Origin of the sequence: Pedobacter sp. AW31-3R, assembly GCF_052180285.1 — a bacterium.
In the GTDB taxonomy this organism is placed as follows: Bacteria; Bacteroidota; Bacteroidia; order Sphingobacteriales; family Sphingobacteriaceae; genus Pedobacter.
In genome coordinates this window covers 601312-620384 of the sequence record NZ_CP197475.1, presented here as the reverse complement: position 1 = coordinate 620384, position 19073 = coordinate 601312, and the positions used below count along the sequence as shown (strand labels likewise).

Annotated in this window: 19 protein-coding genes; 6 read left to right on the top strand and 13 right to left on the bottom strand. The window is 40.6% G+C overall.

Annotation, left to right across the window (positions count from 1 at the left end; translation table 11 throughout):
- Positions 1–22: 22 nt before the first annotated feature.
- The 10 genes from ACSBL2_RS02540 to ACSBL2_RS02495 form a co-directional block, all read right to left on the bottom strand.
- Entirely contained in the window at positions 23–2989 is a 2967-nt protein-coding gene (locus tag ACSBL2_RS02540) for a SusC/RagA family TonB-linked outer membrane protein (RefSeq protein WP_442590116.1), read from the bottom strand.
- Between the two features lie 450 nt (positions 2990–3439).
- Entirely contained in the window at positions 3440–4447 is a 1008-nt protein-coding gene (locus ACSBL2_RS02535) for a LacI family DNA-binding transcriptional regulator (protein WP_442590115.1), read from the bottom strand.
- A 139-nt stretch (positions 4448–4586) separates the two neighbouring features.
- Positions 4587–6038, bottom strand: coding sequence for a M28 family peptidase (locus ACSBL2_RS02530; RefSeq protein ID WP_442590114.1), 1452 nt, complete (start codon positions 6036–6038; stop codon positions 4587–4589).
- A 68-nt stretch (positions 6039–6106) separates the two neighbouring features.
- Positions 6107–7078 (bottom strand): polyprenyl synthetase family protein, encoded by a 972-nt coding sequence (locus ACSBL2_RS02525; protein ID WP_442590113.1) that lies wholly within the window; start codon positions 7076–7078, stop codon positions 6107–6109.
- 76 nt (positions 7079–7154) lie between these two features.
- Entirely contained in the window at positions 7155–8123 is a 969-nt protein-coding gene (locus ACSBL2_RS02520; protein ID WP_442590112.1) for a YpdA family putative bacillithiol disulfide reductase, read from the bottom strand.
- Positions 8124–8129: 6 nt separating this feature from the next.
- A complete protein-coding gene (locus ACSBL2_RS02515) occupies positions 8130–9545 on the bottom strand; it encodes an MBL fold metallo-hydrolase (protein ID WP_442590111.1) in 1416 nt (471 codons plus the stop codon).
- A 120-nt stretch (positions 9546–9665) separates the two neighbouring features.
- A complete protein-coding gene (locus ACSBL2_RS02510) occupies positions 9666–10682 on the bottom strand; it encodes an asparaginase (RefSeq protein ID WP_442590110.1) in 1017 nt (338 codons plus the stop codon).
- 7 nt (positions 10683–10689) lie between these two features.
- A complete protein-coding gene (locus ACSBL2_RS02505; protein ID WP_442590109.1) occupies positions 10690–11457 on the bottom strand; it encodes a TatD family hydrolase in 768 nt (255 codons plus the stop codon).
- A gap of 65 nt (positions 11458–11522) precedes the next feature.
- Positions 11523–12515, bottom strand: coding sequence for an FKBP-type peptidyl-prolyl cis-trans isomerase (locus ACSBL2_RS02500; RefSeq protein WP_442590108.1), 993 nt, complete (start codon positions 12513–12515; stop codon positions 11523–11525).
- A 116-nt stretch (positions 12516–12631) separates the two neighbouring features.
- A complete protein-coding gene (locus ACSBL2_RS02495) occupies positions 12632–13642 on the bottom strand; it encodes a DHH family phosphoesterase (protein ID WP_442590107.1) in 1011 nt (336 codons plus the stop codon).
- A 110-nt stretch (positions 13643–13752) separates the two neighbouring features.
- On the opposite strand from ACSBL2_RS02495, the gene ACSBL2_RS02490 reads away from it, so the two are divergent.
- The 3 genes from ACSBL2_RS02490 (at position 13753) to ACSBL2_RS02480 (ending at position 15245) form a co-directional block, all read left to right on the top strand.
- A complete protein-coding gene (locus ACSBL2_RS02490) occupies positions 13753–14172 on the top strand; it encodes a nucleoside-diphosphate kinase (RefSeq protein WP_442590106.1) in 420 nt (139 codons plus the stop codon).
- Positions 14173–14270: 98 nt separating this feature from the next.
- Positions 14271–14993, top strand: a complete 723-nt coding sequence (locus ACSBL2_RS02485; RefSeq protein ID WP_442590105.1) for an FKBP-type peptidyl-prolyl cis-trans isomerase — start codon at positions 14271–14273, stop codon at positions 14991–14993.
- 72 nt (positions 14994–15065) lie between these two features.
- Positions 15066–15245, top strand: a complete 180-nt coding sequence (locus ACSBL2_RS02480; RefSeq protein WP_442590104.1) for a hypothetical protein — start codon at positions 15066–15068, stop codon at positions 15243–15245.
- On the opposite strand, the gene ACSBL2_RS02475 is transcribed toward ACSBL2_RS02480, so the two are convergent.
- Positions 15242–15532: a DUF721 domain-containing protein gene (locus ACSBL2_RS02475; RefSeq protein ID WP_442590103.1), complete on the bottom strand. Its 291-nt coding sequence runs from the start codon at positions 15530–15532 to the stop codon at positions 15242–15244. The genes ACSBL2_RS02480 and ACSBL2_RS02475 overlap by 4 nt on opposite strands.
- Positions 15525–16628 (bottom strand): DNA replication/repair protein RecF, encoded by a 1104-nt coding sequence (gene recF, locus ACSBL2_RS02470; protein WP_442590102.1) that lies wholly within the window; start codon positions 16626–16628, stop codon positions 15525–15527. Before recF ends, ACSBL2_RS02475 begins: the two co-directional genes overlap by 8 nt.
- Before the next feature lie 221 nt (positions 16629–16849).
- Between recF and ACSBL2_RS02465 the strand changes: the two genes are divergently transcribed.
- From ACSBL2_RS02465 to ytxJ, 3 genes are all read left to right on the top strand, one after another.
- The gene (locus ACSBL2_RS02465) at positions 16850–17518 is read left to right on the top strand and encodes a tetratricopeptide repeat protein (protein WP_442590101.1); all 669 of its coding nucleotides are present in this window, start codon (positions 16850–16852) and stop codon (positions 17516–17518) included.
- Between the two features lie 75 nt (positions 17519–17593).
- A complete protein-coding gene (ribH, locus tag ACSBL2_RS02460) occupies positions 17594–18085 on the top strand; it encodes a 6,7-dimethyl-8-ribityllumazine synthase (RefSeq protein ID WP_442590100.1) in 492 nt (163 codons plus the stop codon).
- A gap of 206 nt (positions 18086–18291) precedes the next feature.
- Complete coding sequence (gene ytxJ, locus ACSBL2_RS02455) at positions 18292–18624, top strand: bacillithiol system redox-active protein YtxJ (protein ID WP_442590099.1); 333 nt, start codon at positions 18292–18294, stop codon at positions 18622–18624.
- Here ytxJ and ACSBL2_RS02450 read toward each other — a convergent pair.
- Positions 18614–19018, bottom strand: coding sequence for an OsmC family protein (locus ACSBL2_RS02450; protein WP_442590098.1), 405 nt, complete (start codon positions 19016–19018; stop codon positions 18614–18616). The two genes, ytxJ and ACSBL2_RS02450, sit on opposite strands and share 11 nt — an antisense overlap.
- Positions 19019–19073 lie beyond the last annotated feature (55 nt).

The following is a 19073-nucleotide window of genomic DNA, read 5'->3' as shown; positions in this document are numbered from 1 at the left end:
TCTTTCTGTAATTTATAATTTATTAAAACCCAACATTAACACCTAAACTATATGTTCTTGGTCTAGGATAAAACTTATAATCAATACCATTGCTGATCTCTGGATCAATACCGTTGTAATCAGAAATCACAAATACATTCTGAACGTTAGCACTTACACGTAATGTTGTGGTTCTGTTTGGCGACAGGCGTCCAAAATCGTAAGCAAGACCAGCATTATCCATTTTCAGGAATGAAGCATTACGTACATAATAATCGCTCAGATATTGATTGTTTGAGAAATTGGTGTCAAAGAAGGTAGTCGTGGCATTATTAATCAATCCGCTTGGGCTCAGGATATTTCTGCTCACCCCAAAGTTAGATGAAACATTGTCATAAACATAGTTCCCTAAATTCGCACGCAATACGGTACTTAAAGTCCATTTTTTATAGTTTAATGAAGTAGTAAAGCCCATGATTACTTTTGGAGCAGGAGATTTATAAAAATATCTATCCTGATCGTTTACAATACCATCATTATTCAAATCCTCATAAAGTCCCTGAATAGGAGCTCCTTCTTCAGTGTATATTTGTTTATGTACATAGAATGAGGAAGGATTTATACCAACTGAATTCCACTGTAAGGTCGTACCTGTTGCTCCTGTAATTCCTCCATTTTCAGCTCCAACTTTGAAACTTGGATCTGGATTCAGGGATAGATTCGTTACTTTATTTTTATTATAAGTAACATTGAAACCCATATCCCAGTTTAAATCATCGCTTTTAATAACTGCAACATTGATATTCGCTTCAATACCTTTATTCTCCATGTTACCTACATTGGTCAAAAGAATATTTGTGAAGTTTGTTCCTACAGCTATTGGCACTTTACTTAACAGGTCTTTTGTTTTTTTGTAATAAACATCTACACTACCATTAACTCTACCGCCAAAGAATCCATAATCAATACCGGCATTATAAGTTTCAGAAGTTTCCCATTTCAAATCTTTATCATAGGCCAGAGGAGTATAGAAATGATAGTACTGATTACCGATATAATATTGAGACTCATTGCTACTATTGGCATAATTTGCCATATAGCTATAATTGCCAATTAAGTTTCCGTCCTGCTGCCCCGTGATACCGTAACTCAGGCGTAATTTCAGATCCGACAGCACTTTACTATCTTTAAGGAAAGATTCATCAATAGCTCTCCAGGTTAAACCAACTGAAGGGAAATAACCCCATCTGCCTTCCTCAGCAAATTTTGATGATCCATCCGCACGCATCGTACCAGATAAGATGTATTTGTTTGCTAAAGTATAGACTACACGTCCGTAGTAAGACAGTAATCGGTTCTGCTGAACATCAAAAGGAAATACCGGAGTAGTAATCACCCCACCGGCAGCATTATATTTCGTGAAATTATTAGTGGTTGTTGCATTGTCATAGAAACCGTAACCTGCAGTCGCATTAATATTACTGTTTATACCTTTTAAATCCTTAGTGTAGTTCAGGTAAAATTCTACCAGTTTATTGTTCTGATAGGCTTCGTAACGGGAATTTTCTCCGGAATTAGCGAAACCTTGTCCTGAATTGAGCGGAATATTGGTATTACCAAATCCCCTGGAAATATCATAACCTACGTTTGCATTTGCATGTAATTCAGGTAAGAAGTGGAAAGAATAATCCAATCTTAAATTACCATAACTCCTTGCAACTTTAGCTCTGTTATCATTGAGTTCAATTAATCCAAGCGGGTTTCTTGGTGCATTTGGATTTAATTGATTGTTGGTTACCCACTCGAAATAACCACCATATTGATTATCAGCATAAATTGATTGCGTAGGATCAAATTGAATAGCAGCACCGACAGCATCCTGGTTAGCAAATTTTGACTCGCTTAAGGTACCTTTCAAATTTAAATCTACTTTCAGGTGTTTATCAAAGAACGTCGGATTAAGTGTAATTCCGCCAGATGCTCTTTCTAATTTGTCTGTTAACAATAATCCACTCTGGTCAAGATATCCCGCCGAGATACGGTAAGGAACATTTTTGAAACTTCCGCCAATACTTAAGTTATTATCTGTTGTAAAAGCATTTTGATAGATCACATCTTGCCAGTCAGTATTTGCAGTTCCCAACAATGCTTTCTGCGCAGCATTACCATTAGCATTTACGTATGCGCGAACCTGATCTCCAGTTAAAACATCTACTTTTTTGGCGACAACACCCAAAGAATTCACTGTACTAAAATCGATTTTAGGTTCTCCTGAAGCACCCTTTTTCGTAGTGATCAGAATCACACCATTTGATGCTCTGGAACCATAAATAGCTGTTGCATTCGCATCTTTCAATACGGTAAAGGTTTCGATATCATTCGGATTTACCAGACTTAAAGGATTTGCAGAACCGGAGATCGTATTCCCACTGAAAGGAATACCGTCAATAACGATCAAAGGATCATTACTGGCATTCAGCGAAGCTCCTCCCCTTACACGGATCGTACTTCCTGCTCCTGGCTGACCGCCATTTGGCGTAATAGATACCCCTGCAACCTTACCTGCAATCAACTGCTCTGGTGAAGTAATGTTACCTTTCTGAAAATCTTTGGAAGAAACAGTAGTAATGGAACCGGTAAGCTCTTTTTTCTGGGCAGTACCATAACCGATTACAACTACCTCATTCAGGTTCTGCGCATCTGGTTTCAAATCAAAATTAGCGACAGTATTACCATTTACTGTTACCACCAGATCTGTAGATCTATAACCGATATAGCTCGCTGTTAAAGTAACAGTGCCATTCGCTACGGCAGCAATTTTATAGTTTCCATTTACATCTGTGCTTGAACTTCTGGTTGTACCTTTAATGACTACCGAAGCACCTGGAAGGCCTAGTCCGGTCTCATCAATAATTTTACCGGAGATGGTGCCGGTTTGTGCCTGAACTGCGAGGCCTGCCAGTGTTAAAAACAACAGGAGACAAGACCTCATCACGTAAAATGCTCTCATATTTAAGACTCTTTTTTGGTTATATATTTGGATAAAATATAGTGTGTATCACACGTATGGTAAATTTACTATCCGCGTTTATATTTCAAAATTTTATGTCAAAATAAATTTTTAGACAATATTTTCTATCTATAAAACACAATTATTTTCACATATTTTCATCACAAAAAATTTATAAAACGGAAAATAAATCACTACAACTAACTGAAATTCTGATATTTATTTCATAAACAAAAATCACCAAAGTGTTTTTTTTACACTAAGCCTATTTCTTCATCCTAAACGGGAACGATACCGGGAACGTTCCCGGTATTTTGAGCAAAAAACAGAAAAATCTGAAGACAGAAATTCTGAAAAACGTCAGATTTTTTGAAACTCTTCAGATTTTTTGAAAAAAAAGCCCCTGAAAAAGGGGCTCAAATTGAGGTGTTTTTAAGCTTTGATATCGTCTTATTTTGCCGTCGAATTCCGCTTGATTAATTTGGAATCAAGCACGATTTTTTCACTCCTGTTCGTGGTATCCGGATGCTCCAGCATCTTGAATAAAAGCAACGCCGCTTCGGTTCCGATTTTAGTGGAAGGCTGGGTAATCGTTGTCAGCGAAGGGTTAAGTAAAGTAGCAATCTGCAGACTGGAAAAACCAATTACTTTCACCTGCTGGGGAATGGAAATGTTCAGGTCATAACAGGCATAATACGTAGCAAAAGCCAAACGTTCAACAGAGGTAAAAACTCCGTCAGGCTGGAGGTTCTTAAACATTTCCTTCAGGATCACGCTGTTCTTACTGTAGCTGTTTGTGCAGTCCACAACAAGCTGATCATCATAGGGAATATGGTATTTCTCCAATGCGTCAAGGTATCCCTGCATCCTCGTTTTACCAATAGATAAATTTTTGTTGACCACCAGGTAAGCGATACGTTTACAGCCTTGTTTAATTAAATGCTGGGCCGCCGCAAAACTACTGTCGTAGTCATTCGTGATGACACGCGGGGTAATGATATCTTCATAAACCCGGTCAAAAAATACCAATGGCAACCGCTGGCTAAATTCATTCAGGTAATTGTGGTCATTTGCCTCCCCCGAAACAGACATGATAATCCCATCAGCACGGCCATTGTGCAAATGCCTGATGAAAGCCACTTCCTTATCATAATCATCATCCGTAGAATAAATCAGGATATGGTAACCTTTGTCCCTGGCAATACGCTCAATACCATGTATCGCCTGAGAGAAAAAATTGTTTCCCAGTTCAGGCACAATTACTGCAATGGTCTTGCTGCGCTGCTCCCGAAGGTTACTCGCATAATGGTTAGGCTGATAATTTAATTCCTTTGCCGCTGCCAATATTTTATCCTTCGTCTCCTTGTTGATATCACTACTCTCCCGGAAAGCCCTTGAAACAGTTGAAGTAGATAAGTTCAGCGATTTGGCCAGTTCCTTTATATTGATGTTACGCATTTTGCAAAAGCAATTATGATTTGGCAGTAAATATAGAGGAAAGCTGAGAAATATTACTGTACACGAACATAAATAAACTGAAGCACCGGATTATTGTACACCGCAAAAAGGTATCATACCTCTTTGGAGAGTGTAAAAACTATTCCTTCCATCTCCATTCCCCGGCAATTTTGAGCGGGGTTTGCAGATTGTTTTCCTGTAAAAATAACCTGAGTTCTTCTTCAGACTGACGGGAAACAGGAATTTCCGGACTATTGGCAAGTGCATAAGTGAGCATTGCACTGTACCTTACCGTATTTTTCAGTTGCTGTTCATCAACCAGCTTAAAATTGTCTCCATCTGAATGATAGAATTGTCCGGAGTTGTTCGGCAATTTCCCGCCTGTTCCCCCGCCCACAGGAATTCCCTGCAACAGGAATGGCTGGTGATCGCTATGCAAGCCTGCACCTGCATAAAAAATATTCCTGAACCCTGTATCTATCCTGGAAATCTGGTTACCCCAGTTTTTGAATAAACTTTCCATTTCCCTGCGGCTGGTTGAAAATCCTTTCGGATCATTTGTCATGTCATAATTCAGCATGAATTTCAGCTGGTCAAGCTGATGATCCTTGTCCGCTGCGCTTATATAAGCCTTAGAACCCAGTAAACCTTGCTCTTCACCCATAAAAAGTACAAATTCAACTGTTCTGGCCGTCTTCAGCTGTAAGGCTTTAAAACACCTGGCAATATCCATCACAGAAAAGGATCCAATCCCATTGTCTATGGCTCCAGTGGCCAGATCCCAGCTATCAAGATGTCCTCCAACAACGATTTTCTCTAAAGGGACAGAATTCCCCTTCAAGCTGGCAATTACATTTCTTGCCTTAATCATCCCCGAAAAATTAGTCATGTTTAAACTGGCATATTGTGTACCGGATTTCAGCAAATCCTTAATGCGCATTCCATTCTCAAAACCTATACACACCGCCGGGATAGGAATAAGCTTCCCGGTAACGGAAGCCGTGCCTGTGAGCAGTACGCCCCCTCTGACCTGATTAATGATGATGATCCCTTTTGCCCCGTACTGCGTTGCGATCGAAGCTTTTTCAGAACGATGTAAAGTAGGTGTACCATCCGGAGATCCGGGCAAAACACCCAGATAAACCAGCGCGATTTTACCCTTTACCTGACCAGCATCCCTGATATAATCTTCTTCCAGCCCATTGCCAAGATCAATCAATTCAGCCCTTACCGACGCTTTTACCGGAGAATGGGCAAGGGTAACAGAAGTAATTCTTTGAAGGGTATTTTTCGTATCACCAACTTTGGTTTCATTCGTCAGACGGCTCCAGCTCTCTACTTCAAAGGGTTGATAGCGGACCGTATATCCGTAAGATTTTAACAGGTTGAAGGCATACTCTTCCGCTTTAGCACCGTTTGAAGACCCCGTTAAACGGTGACCAATGGTTTCTGTAGCGGTTTTTAAGGTACTGTAAGCTTTCGAATTTTGCTGGACATCCTTATTGATTGCCCTGAAGGGAAGATCATAATCCTGCTGAGCCTGAGCAGAAAGTACCAAAACACAAAAAAAAGCAGCCAGTAAAACCTTCATAATTATCTATTTTTGATCAAAATAATAATTATTATTATATACAACCAGCAGAAAAAAGAAATGTGTTCCTATTTCTTACGTTCAGTGGTATATCTGACCAGTTGTTCCAGTCCTGTACGTGCTTCACATTCCTCAAAAGTATAAAGAATATCAAATGCTTCCTGCTGATATTGCGCCATTTTCTGATTAGCATAATGAACACCTTCTTTCTCGTTTACAAAATCGATGATCTGCTGTATTTTGGCAGGCTCGTCATTGTGGTTTTTCACGAGATTAATGATTTTCTTCTTTTCAGCCTTATCAGCCCGGTTCAAAGCATAAATCAATGGCAGGGTTACTTTCTTTTCTTTGATATCAATTCCCAGGGGTTTACCCACATCATCAGTGCCGAAATCAAAAGTATCATCTTTGATCTGAAAAGCGATTCCGACCTTCTCACCGAATAAACGCATTTTTTCTACTGTTTCTGCATCAGCACCTGCCGATGCCGCCCCACAGGCACAACACGAAGCGATAAGAGAAGCGGTCTTCTGACGGATGACGTTGAAATACAATTCTTCGCCAATATCCATTCGTCTCACTTTTTCAATCTGTAACAATTCCCCCTCGCTCATTTGTTTCACCGCTTCAGAGACGATTTTCAACAAATGAAACTCATCATTATTTACAGAAAGCAGCAAGCCTTTTGCCAGCAGATAGTCCCCTACAAGAACAGCGATTTTATTTTTCCATAGGGCATTGATCGAGAAAAATCCCCTACGCTCATAAGCATTGTCCACAACATCATCATGAACAAGTGTTGCTGTGTGCAGGAGTTCTACCAAAGCGGCTCCACGGTGGGTTGATTCAATAATTCCACCACAAAGTTTGGCGGCAAAAAACACGAACATCGGCCTGATTTGCTTGCCTTTTCTTTTAACAATGTAGTGCGTGATACGATCCAGTAATGGTGCATCACTATGCATTGAGTCTTTGAATTTCTGTTCGAAGACTGCAATCTCCGTGGCTATGGGTTTCTTGATTTGATTTATTCCTGGCATTCAGGTTTGAAATTATGTTGCAAACTTAATTAAATTCGACTAAAAGCAAGCTTTAATAAAAAGTTAAATTTTTATGCTAAATCTTTGTGGCTATGTGCTTAAAAATCTGTTCAGCATGGACTCTCGAATTCTCTATGAACCATTTATGGGTATCCATTCCACCGCAGACTACACCAGCAAGGTATAATCCCGGCTGATTTGTTTCCATAGTTTCTGGATGGTATACTGGGATATTGGAAAGATGGTTTGTCATCTCCACGCCCAGCTTTTTGAGCATGTCAAAATCCGGCTTATAGCCGGTCATGGCCAGCACAAAATCATTCTGCAGGGTAATGACTCCTTCCGGTGTACGTATGGTTACGGTGTCGTTTTCTATCAACAGCACTTCAGAATTAAACAGGGCCTTGATCTCTCCCTCTTTGATCCTGTTTTCGATATCCGGACGAACCCAGTATTTCACATTGGGACCTAATTCATTGCCACGGATCACCAGGGTGACTTTTGCTCCCTTACGGTAAGTTTCCAGTGCAGCATCGATACCAGAGTTATTCGCTCCAATTACTACAACATGCTGAAAGGCATATAAATGCGGATCTTTATAGTAATGGGTAACTTTAGGCAGGTCTTCACCCGGAACATTCAGGAGCAGGGGAACATCATAAAAACCAGTAGAAATAATTACATTTTTAGCCTTGTATGTCCTTTTGGATGTGGTCACTTCAAACTTCTCCTCTTCAATCTTATTTACACCCAATACCTGCTCAAAAAGATGAATATTCAATTCAAATTTCTCCGCCACACGACGATAATATTCCACGGCCTCATTCCTGTTAGGTTTAGGGCTAATGCTGACAAAAGGAACCCCACCAATTTCCAATTTCTGGGAAGTGGAGAAGAATGTCATGAATACCGGATAATTGTAAAGGCTGTTGACCAATGCCCCCTTATCAATAATAAGATAATGGAGGCCCGCTTTTCTAGCCTCTATGCCGCAAGCCAGACCAATAGGCCCAGCCCCTATAATCAATACATCTAATTCTTCCATTAACATTTAGTCCTTTAGGGTTTTTGATGCACAGGAATTATCTGTACGCGGTAATCCGGTAGATTTTATTGCTGCATAACCGCCGGCAATATCGATAACCTGATCTGCTCCGCGGGCTTTCAATATCGAAGCAGCAACCATAGACCGGTAACCACCGGCACAATGAATATAATACGTATCGCCAGGATGAATCTCATTCGTCCAGTCATTGATATAATCTAAAGGACGAGGGATACTCATGTCCAGATGACCAGCATCATACTCCCCCGGTTTTCTTACGTCCAGCACCTGAATCGCAGGATTGGCTGCAAAGATATCTTCAAAGTCGGATGCTGAAATTGAACTTACTGTATCTGTTTCTTTATTCGCCGCTGTCCATGCGGCAATTCCTCCCTCCAGGTAACCAATCGTCTGGTCGTATCCCACTCTTGCCAAACGTGTGATCGCTTCCTCGGCTTTTCCTTCCTCCACAACCAGTAGCAGGGGCTGTTCCAGGTCGGTAACCAGAGCGCCTACCCATGGGGCAAACTGGCCGCTCAGTCCAATATTAATAGAGGAGGGTATAAATCCCTGCGCAAATACCTGAGGATCTCTTGTATCCAATACCAAAGCTCCGGTTTGGTTGGCTGCAAGTTCAAAGGCTTCAGGATCGAGTGGAACCAATCCCTTTTCTTTTACTTCTGCAAAACTTTCATACCCATTTTTATTGATGGCTGCATTCTTAGCAAAATATTGTGGCGGCGGTAAAATCCCGTCAGTAACCTGTATAATAAATTCCTCGCGACTGCCGGCTTTCAATGCATAATTGACTTCCTTCTGATGTCCGAGTGTGTCAAAAGTTTCTTTGCTCATATTTTTGCCACAGGCAGAGCCTGCACCATGCGCCGGATAAACCAGGACATCATCTGGCAGTACCAATATTTTGGTATGCAAAGAATCATATAAAGACCCTGCCATATCTTCCATCGTGAGATCACCCTTTTGCACAAGATCCGGCCTGCCCACATCGCCAATAAATAAAGTATCACCCGTGAAAATACAATAAGGCTTACCCTCCTTATCGTTCAGTAAAAAGGTCGCTGATTCCGGCGTATGTCCCGGTGTATGCAATACTTTAATCGTCAGCTCACCAACTGTAAAGATCTCTCCGTCCCTTGCAATATGCGAAGGGAAATTCGTCTGTGCCGTGGGGCCATAAATAATGGTGGCTCCGGATTGCTGGGCAAGGTCGATATGGCCGGAAACAAAATCAGCATGAAAATGCGTCTCAAAAATATATTTGATGGTTGCGCCAGCCAGTCTGGCCTTTTTTAAATAGGGTTGTACCTCCCTTAAAGGATCAACAATCGCAGCTTCACCATTGCTTTCTATGTAATAAGCTGCTTCAGCAAGACAACCTGTATAAATTTGTTCTATCTTCATATTCGTTTCAATTTTATCAGCATTTTTTACAAATGCTGGCCGGCAATTGACATAATCCCAAAAATAAGCTAATTATACACTAACTGAAGCATATAAAGACCCATATTACAGAAGTTTTACCTATACCGTCAATTCTCCGCGGAGAGATTGTTCCATAAGTGCCGCAATTTGCTGGTAAGAGAGATCCTGGCCCATCAGATACATCAGTTTAGTGATCGTCGCTTCAAAAGTCATGTCAAAACCACTAATCACTCCCATCTGCTGCAGTTTTTTACTCGTTTCATATTTTCCCAGTTCTACTGCCCCACGCTGGCATTGGGAGATATCTACAATCAGTTTTCCTGCATGTATAGCTTCCTCTAAGCTATCGGTAAACCATTGTGCTGTAGTCGTATTGCCTGAGCCAAATGTTTCCATCACAATTGCCTGCACAGAAGACCTGGTGATGGCCTGAACGGTATTGATATTGATCCCGGGATACAATTTCAACACGCCGATATTGGTATTGAATACAGATTCCAGCACCAATGGTTCAGAGGGATGCTGCTGGATATAGTTGCTATAAAAAGAGAGTGTCACCCCTGCCTCTGCCAGGATCGGATAATTCGGCGATCTGAAAGCCTCAAACTTTTCAGAATTATATTTTATGGAGCGGTTTCCACGGAATAACTGGTAATCAAAATAAATACATACTTCCGGAATCATTGCCTGCCCGTTAATTTTTGTCGCTGCAATTTCAAGTGCAGTAATCAGGTTTTCTTTTGCATCCGTCCTGATTTCTCCTATAGGCAGCTGAGATCCGGTAAGAACAACCGGTTTACTTAAGTTCTTCAGCATGAAGCTCAATGCGGAAGCAGTAAATGACATCGTGTCCGAACCATGAAGAATGACAAACCCATCATAAACGTCATACTGATTGGAAATAATAGCCGCCAGTTCTGCCCAGATCTCCGGATTCATATTGGAAGAATCCAGGATAGGATCGAAGGAATGTACATCGAGATCATAATTTAAACGGGCAAGTTCCGGCACATTCTGTTGGATCTGTTTAAAGTCGAATGGGATTAATGCCCCTGTAACCGGATCATTGACCATACCGATCGTACCGCCAGTATAAATAATTAGAATTTTAGTCATGGAAAGTTTAAACGTTAAATATTTTTTTTGAATTGGCCGTTGTGATTGCAGCCACCTCTTCAATAGAGATATGATATATATCTGCTACCTTCTGGGCGATATATACGAGATAACTGCTCTCATTAGGTTTACCCCTGAACGGTACTGGAGCCAGATAGGGAGAATCGGTTTCCAGCACCAGGTTATCCAGTGAAATATGTGAAAGCACTTCATCCAGGCCTGCTTTTTTATAGGTCACCACCCCACCAATTCCAAGATAAAACCCCAGGGCTATCGCATGATTTGCCTGCTCCAGATTTCCTGTAAAACAATGCAGGATTCCTCTCAGGTCATCTGCTTTCTCCTCCTCAAGGATCTCAAAGACTTCATCAAAGGCTTCCCGGCAGTGAATGACAATAGGTAATTTCGCGGCCTTCGCCCATTTAATCTGTTCCCTGAATGCAGTTTGCTGTATGTCCAGCGTACTTTTGTCCCAGTATAAATCAATTCCTATTTCACCAATGGCATAGATCTTTTTACCAGCCATGCTTTGATAAATCTCTTTCAGCAGTATTTCATAATCCTCCTTCACATCACATGGGTGCAGTCCCGCCATAGCGAAACAGTTATCCGGATATTTTTCTACCAGTGCATCAATTTTGGCGATCGATGAAACATCCACATTGGGGAGAAATAGGCGGTTCACCTTGTTTTCAAAACAGCGTTGAAAAAGTAAATCCTGTTTTTCAGCATCTGTCTCATAATACAAATGTGTGTGTGTATCTGTTAAAACCATAAAACAAAGTTAATAAAAAAACCCTGTCCGAATTTTCGAACAGGGTTCTCCACATTGAAGTGATCTTATTTTTTTACCGGAGCCGGCGCTACAGGAGCTGCTGGCGCTGGTGCTGCAGTACCTTTTTTGATGTCAGCCAATTCTACTTCAAAACATAACGGAGAGAATGGAGTGATTCCACCTTGTGGCATTCCACCTTCACCATAAGCTAAGTTTGAAGGGATGATTAAAGTGATTTTTCCACCTTTACCAATTAATTTAAGACCTTCATCAAATCCTGGAATTGCTCTTCCTAAAGTAAACGGACGAGGGCCATATTGTGCCATCGGGCTGAATTTACCAGCTTCTTTAGCTACACTTTCCACGCTTGTATCGAAAATATTTTCTTTACCGTCAGATTTTTTAGGTAATAACTTACCTGTATAATTCACCATCAGGGTATCTGTCAGGGTAGCTCTTTGTGCATCCCCAGGAGCAGTAATGACATACTGTAAACCTGATGCTGTAGTTTGTACTTTAAGGTTTTTATCAGCAATAAAGTTTTTGATTTTTCCAGCCTCAGCCTCTTTATGTTTAGCTACAGTAGCTTTGTAATCTGCCTGGAAGAATTCAGTCGCTTTTCTTTGGAAGGTTGAATCTGCTTCACCAGCAACTTTGTGCATTACTTTTTCGATTTTCACAGTGAAAACCATGTATTTATCTTTCTGAGTTGCTGGTTTAGGCTGGTTAGAATATTTAGCCATTGAATCCAGGTCAATTTTGAAAGTCGCACTGTCACCTTCAGCCAATAACATTAAAGCATCTGAGATATCTCCTGCCCATTGTTTTTTGGATACAGGGAATACTGCCGGCTGCTGACTGTCATACGTACTGCTGGTCACTGAATCTTTCTCCGTTTTTTGAATGGCGTTGATTTTGATGATATCACCTTCAACGATTTTATCCTTTCCTTCAGTCTTGTGGATCTGGTACATTAAACCTCCCGGACCTTTTTTGTAGTTGTTACAAGCCGCTAAACCAAGTGAAGCTGCAAAAAGAATTACTAAACTTTTTTTCATTTGAGTATTGATTGATTTTTAGTTGTGATGAAGCTGTCAGCGCTTATCGTATTTATTTTTAAGCTGTAAACTGCTGACGGTTTCATTTGCGTATGGATTGATTTTAAAACTGTTATTTATTGTAGCAATTGTGTTTTATATTCAGGCAAAATCGATTTAAAATACGCAATAGTATCCTCCAGATTCTTATCTGAATACCCTCCTGCAGCATTTCTATGTCCCCCGCCGTTAAAAAACTTATTACATATTTCATTGGCCGGAAAATCTCCGGTCGACCGCAAAGATAATTTAACTTTATCTGATCTTTCAATAATAAAAGCAGCAAGTTTGATCCCGTTGATAGACAAGGCATAATTGACAATACCTTCAGTATCGCCGGTCACGATGCTAAAACGCTTCAGTTCTTCAGCCGTTACAGAAATTATTGCAGTATTAGACTCTCTCAGGATTTCAAGTTTATTGGTCAGGCAGTTTCCAAGAAAACGTAAACGGTTTTCCGTCGCGTTATCATACACCAGCTGATGGATTCTCCAGTGTTCCGCCCCTGCATCAATCAAGTCTGCTCCGATACGGTACACCGTCGAGTTTGCCGAAGCAAAACGGAATGAACCTGAATCTGTCATGATTCCGGTATACAAACAGGTCGCGATATCCTTATTCATCGCTTCAGGATCTTTCAATTCATTCACGATAAAATCATACACCAGCTGTGCTGCTGCGCAGGCATTGATACTCCAATGTCTGTAATCATCAAAATCCTCAGGATCCAGGTGATGGTCGATCATAATCTTATAACCATCGGCATTGCGGATCACTTCACCCAATTCATTGATCCTGGTCAGCGTATTGAAGTCCAGGCAAAAAATAAGTGAAGCCTCCTCCACAAGCTTATCGGCCTGTTCTTTTGCCTCTGTATAGATAATGACATCGGAATTATTCGGTAGCCAATGTAAAAAATAAGGATAATCTGTAGGGGTAACGACTTTTACATGATGGCCTTTCTGGATCAGGTAGGCATATAAGCCCAGAGATGAGCCCATCGCATCACCATCTGGTTTATGATGTGTTGTAATTACAATTTTCTGCGGCGTAGCCAGCAATGACTTAAGTTCTGAAAGAGATAGCATATTTTTCGCTGCAAAGCTAACAATTTAATGGTTAAATGATTCCTTAAATATTTGATGTTTAATATTAACATTAGAAAATGTAATTTTGCAAAAAAACAACACATATTATAATGAGTACTAACAGAACATTTACAATGATTAAGCCAGATGCGGTAGCAAATGGACACATCGGTGCAATTATTAATGACATCACTGCAGCTGGCTTTAAAATCATCGCTTTAAAATACACGAAATTAACAGAAGAAACTGCTGGAAAATTTTATGAAGTTCATGCTGCACGTCCTTTTTACAAGGATTTAGTGAGCTTCATGTCTTCAGGACCTATCGTAGCTGCAATTCTTGAAAAAGACAATGCTATTGAAGACTTCAGAAACCTGATTGGTGCAACAAACCCTGCAGATGCTGCTGAAGGAACTATCCGCAGAAAATATGCAAAATCTATTGATGCAAATGCAGTACACGGATCTGATTCTGATGAAAATGCAGCCATTGAAGGAGATTTCTTCTTTACTGCTGACGAACGTTTCTAAGCGGCTGTTCATCAAATGATATTAAATAAGCACCCCCTACAAGGTGCTTATTTTTTTAATCCTGATATTTTAAAATCTATTATAAACTAACCAAGACCATGAATAAAATTTTTATAGGCCTTCTTATTCCGTTCTGCGCTTTTTCTGCTGCTGCACAAACCAAACGCAAGGCTCCGGTAAAGAAGGTAGTTAAACCAGCTGCTGCAACCACACTGGCCCCGAAAACAACATTGGATTCCGCCAGTTATACCTTTGGCGTATCTATGGCTTCCAACATGAAACAAAGCGGATTAAAAAGCCTGAACTATACTTTCTTAACAAAGGGCTTTAAAGATGCCTTTGCAGGTGAAGAAAGGCTGATTACTGCTGAAGCAGGTCAGAAAGCGGCCAACAATCTCTATAAAACAGTTACGCAGGAAAAATTTGCCCCTGCTATTGCTGAAGGAAAGGCATTCCTGGAAAAGAACAAAAAAGTTCCGGGTGTAATCACTACAGCCAGTGGTTTGCAATACCAGATACTGACTCCGGGAAATGGCATTAAACCTACAGCAACAGACACCGTATTGGTGAATTACAAAGGCTCCCTGATCAACGGCAAACAATTCGACAGTTCATATGACAGAAATGAACCACTTTCCTTATCACTGGACAGAGTTATTCCGGCATGGACAGAAGGAATGCAACTGATGCCTACCGGCTCGAAGTACAAATTTTTCGTTCCTTACCATTTGGGATATGGTGAAAGAGGAGCAGGAAATGATATCCCTCCCTTCAGTACCCTGATTTTTGAAGTGGAGCTGCTTAAAGTAAACGGGAAATAAGCATTCCGGGGAAAACCATTCCAACTGATGTTTGTTGTGATTAAAACACTTTCAATCCTAAAAACAAAACAGATGAACATTAAAAGATATTTTCCCCTCGCAATGATTGCCTTATTGACCACAACGCTTGCCAGTTGTTCTTTAATTGAAGGCATATTTAAAGCCGGCGTATGGTCGGGCGTAATTATAGTGGTCATTGTCCTTGCCTTAATTATCTGGCTGGTCAGCAAAATTTTTGGTGGCCGCAGTTAAAGGAATACAATTTCCGTGATGACTTCAGAACCGGCACGTTCATTCAGTTTTTGAATAATGCCGGTTCTTACCATTAAAAGTTCGTTTTTAATTACGGAAGATTCAATACGGACAAACAACCGTTTATGGGCAACATAGATTTGTGTTGTCCTGTTTCCAATAGCTGTCCCCATAATTTCGGGCCACATGGCCACCACCCCCGTCTCATCAAACTTTCCGCGTAACCTGTACACAGACAACATCTTGGTGATCGCCTCTTTCAGCGTCATGTCATTTGGCTTACGCATGCTGTACTCCCCCGTTATTTACTTCAAACAAAGTTAAGGGAACTTTAATTTCATTGAAAATATTTATTACCCTTTCTTTTCCCGTATCAGTGATGAAGATCTGTCCGAAATCATGATGTGATACCATTTCCATCAGCTTATGCATCCTGCGGTCATCCAGCTTATCAAAAATATCATCCAGTAACAGCAAAGGTTTAAATCCCTTGTATTTCTCCACATAGGCATATTGGGCAAGCTTAAGGGCAATCAGAAATGATTTCTGCTGCCCCTGTGACCCGAATTTCTTTAAGGGCATCTCCCGCAGACTGAAGATCAGGTCGTCCTTATGAATCCCTGTCGTTGTCCTTTCCAGTATTTTATCCTTTTCTATAGAGGAGGACAATAAGGTGTCAAAAGAAGTATCATTTAATTGCGACTGATAAGTCAGGTCAACAGTTTCAGCATCCTCTGTCAGGAACTGATAATAGGTATTGAAGAGCTCAATATAATCCTGCATAAACAGTTTTCTCTTTTCAAAAATCCTGTTGCCACAGGCCACCAGCTGTTCATTAAATATTTCCAGCAAGGACGGATCATAACGGCGTGTCAGGGCAATTTGCTTCAGCAGGGCATTCCTGTTCAGGAGGTGCCTGTTGTACACCATAAGTTCATCCAGATAGGCCGCATCTGTCTGGGAGATCACGTTGTCCATAAACCGGCGGCGCTCCTCACTCCCATCCATGATAATATTCACATCGTACGGTGAAATCATAACCAGGGGGAACAGGCCGATATGGCTGGCCAGCTTATCATATTCCTTTTTATTTCTTTTAAATTGTTTCTTCTGATTTTTCTTCACCCCACAGGTGATTTTTTCATTCTTCTCCTGCCGATGAAAATCGCCCTGTATCAGGAACAGCTCTTCCGCCGTCTTGATCTGCTGACTGTCTATGGGATTGAAATAGCTCTTGCAAAGGCATAAATAATGAATGGCATCCAGCAGATTCGTTTTTCCAGCTCCGTTATTGCCCACAAAGACATTTACGGTCTTAGAAAAATGCAGATCCGCATCCGCATAGTTTTTGAAATTGAGCAGAGTAATGTTTTTTAACCACATAATATGAAATCCAAAGTTACCGTTTAGCATTGTAAAAGATCCCTCTTCTGCAGATTAGTTTACATAAACACCAGCCGAAAGTACCGGCGCGAGACCATTGAGGTGTAATTCCGGAAGATTTTAGCAGGCTATCCTTTAAAATATTATATAAATACTTCAAAAATAGATTGATACTTTAACTGAAAAATGTATTTTTGCAATCCTTAATTTTTTATAAGAAAATGTCCACAACCGAAAAAGAAGTAAATCACAATGTAAGAAAGGGTTCTTTTTTAGAAGAAAACTCTAAAAGCCTTTTATTCATTGCCGCTGCAATAGTTGCACTAGTAATCATATTCTTCTGGTACCAGAATGTATATTTAAAAGGAAGAGCTGAAGAAGCATCAGCAAAAATGTACAAAGCAGAACAATATGTTGGTGTAGATTCATTGGCTAATAAAGCAATTAATGGCGAATCGGGTTATCCTGGATTTGAGAAAATTGCAGAAGAATACAACAATACCAAATCTGCAAACCTGGCTAACCTTTATCTGGGTGGGATCTACCTGCGTAAAGGAGAGTACAAAAAAGCAACTGAAGCCCTGGGGAAATATTCAGAAACCGGAAGTACTGTCGCTGACCCTCTTGCACTGGGAATGTTAGGTGATGCTTACAGTGAGCTGAAAGATTATTCTCAGGCAATTACTTACTACAAAAAAGCTGCAGATAAGTCAAGCAATAAATTCACCTCTCCAATGTTCCTTAAAAAACTAGGATTGGTTTATGAATTCCAGAAAGATTACAAATCGGCCCAGGAAGCTTATACAAAAATCAAAACGCAATATCCCGGAAGCCAGGAAGCGACCATGATTGATGAGTATATCGCACGCGTTGATGCACAGATTAAATAATAAAAAAAGATATTTTGACAAAGGCCTGCATTTTATGCAGGCCTTTTTTTATTGTGAATACTTACCTTTGTCCCTATGTCAACACAACTAAAAAACCTATCAGATTTCTCTCACACCACCATCCCTAATGGCAGTGCCTATAAAATTGCTATTGCAGTAGCGGAATGGAATGCAGATGTAACAGGAAGCCTTTACAAAGGAGCCCTGGAAACACTGCTGAACAATGGGGTGATGGCAGACAATATCCTTTCCGTAGCGGTTCCGGGAAGTTTTGAATTGACTGCCGCGGCAGAAATTCTGCTGAAGAAACATGCCGACCTTGATGCCGTTATCTGTCTGGGTTGCGTGATCCAGGGAGATACCAAACATTTCGACTTCATCTGTGATGCAGTGGCACAGGGGGTCACCAATGTGAGCATAAAACACAGCAAACCTGTAATTTTTGGTGTACTGACGACGAACGACCTACAGCAGGCGCTCGACAGATCAGGCGGTATACATGGCAATAAAGGTGATGAAGCCGCTATCACAGCAATAAAAATGGCTCACCTGAATGCTACAGTATAACTAAAACTTTGTTTAGTTATGTAAAATAATGTATTTTAGCATATCTAAATATAACGAAATGAAGAAGGTAGCGATAATATTAGTTGGCGTATTTTTTGCAATAACCGTTTTGGAAGCTTGTTCTGACCGCATTTGTCCGGCATACAGTTCATACCCCAAAGGCAGCCGCAGAAAGTAGGGCTATCCCGAAAAAATTAACAAAAGCAATGGAGTGGAAAAATATATCTGATCTTAATCAGATCGGTGAAATAAAAGAAACAGCAGGTTACAGTTTAATCTTTAAACACAGTACGCGCTGTTCAGTGAGTATGATGGCTAAAAGACGTTTTGAACAGGATTGGGAGGTTATTCCTGCCGAAACGAATTTATATTTCCTCGACCTGATCAGTCACCGGGCAATTTCTGCGGAGATCGCCGAGACATTCCAGGTCACTCACGAGTCCCCGCAGATTCTGTTGATTAAAGATGGAAGCTGTATTCTGGACGCTTCCCACAGTGATATTTCGGCAGATGAAGTTGCCGGTTATATCAATAATTAAAGGTTATTGTTTTTTGTATATCCGGGTGTAAGCTGTAATACACCGGGCAGGTGAGTGCAGATCTTTCAATAATCTTTTTATCCTTTTCTGAATAATTCTGATCAGGAAACTGGAAGGTTGCGATGATTTCTGATACCCTTCTTGGGTTTTCAGCCATTATTTTTGTGATCTCACAAGTCGTACCCTCGATGGAAAAGCCATGTTCTGCAGCAGCAATACCTACGATCGTCAACATACAGTTACCCAGCGAAGTAGCAAGCAAATCTGTCGGAGAAAAAGCCTCACCTTTTCCTTTATTGTCTACCGGAGCATCAGTGATAATCTCATTTCCAGATCTTTCATGAACCGAACTGGTCCTTAAACCACCATTGTAAGTTATTTTTGAAGTTGCCATATTAAATATTTTATACAAGAATAACATTATTGGTGGGTATATACCTGGTTTCCGG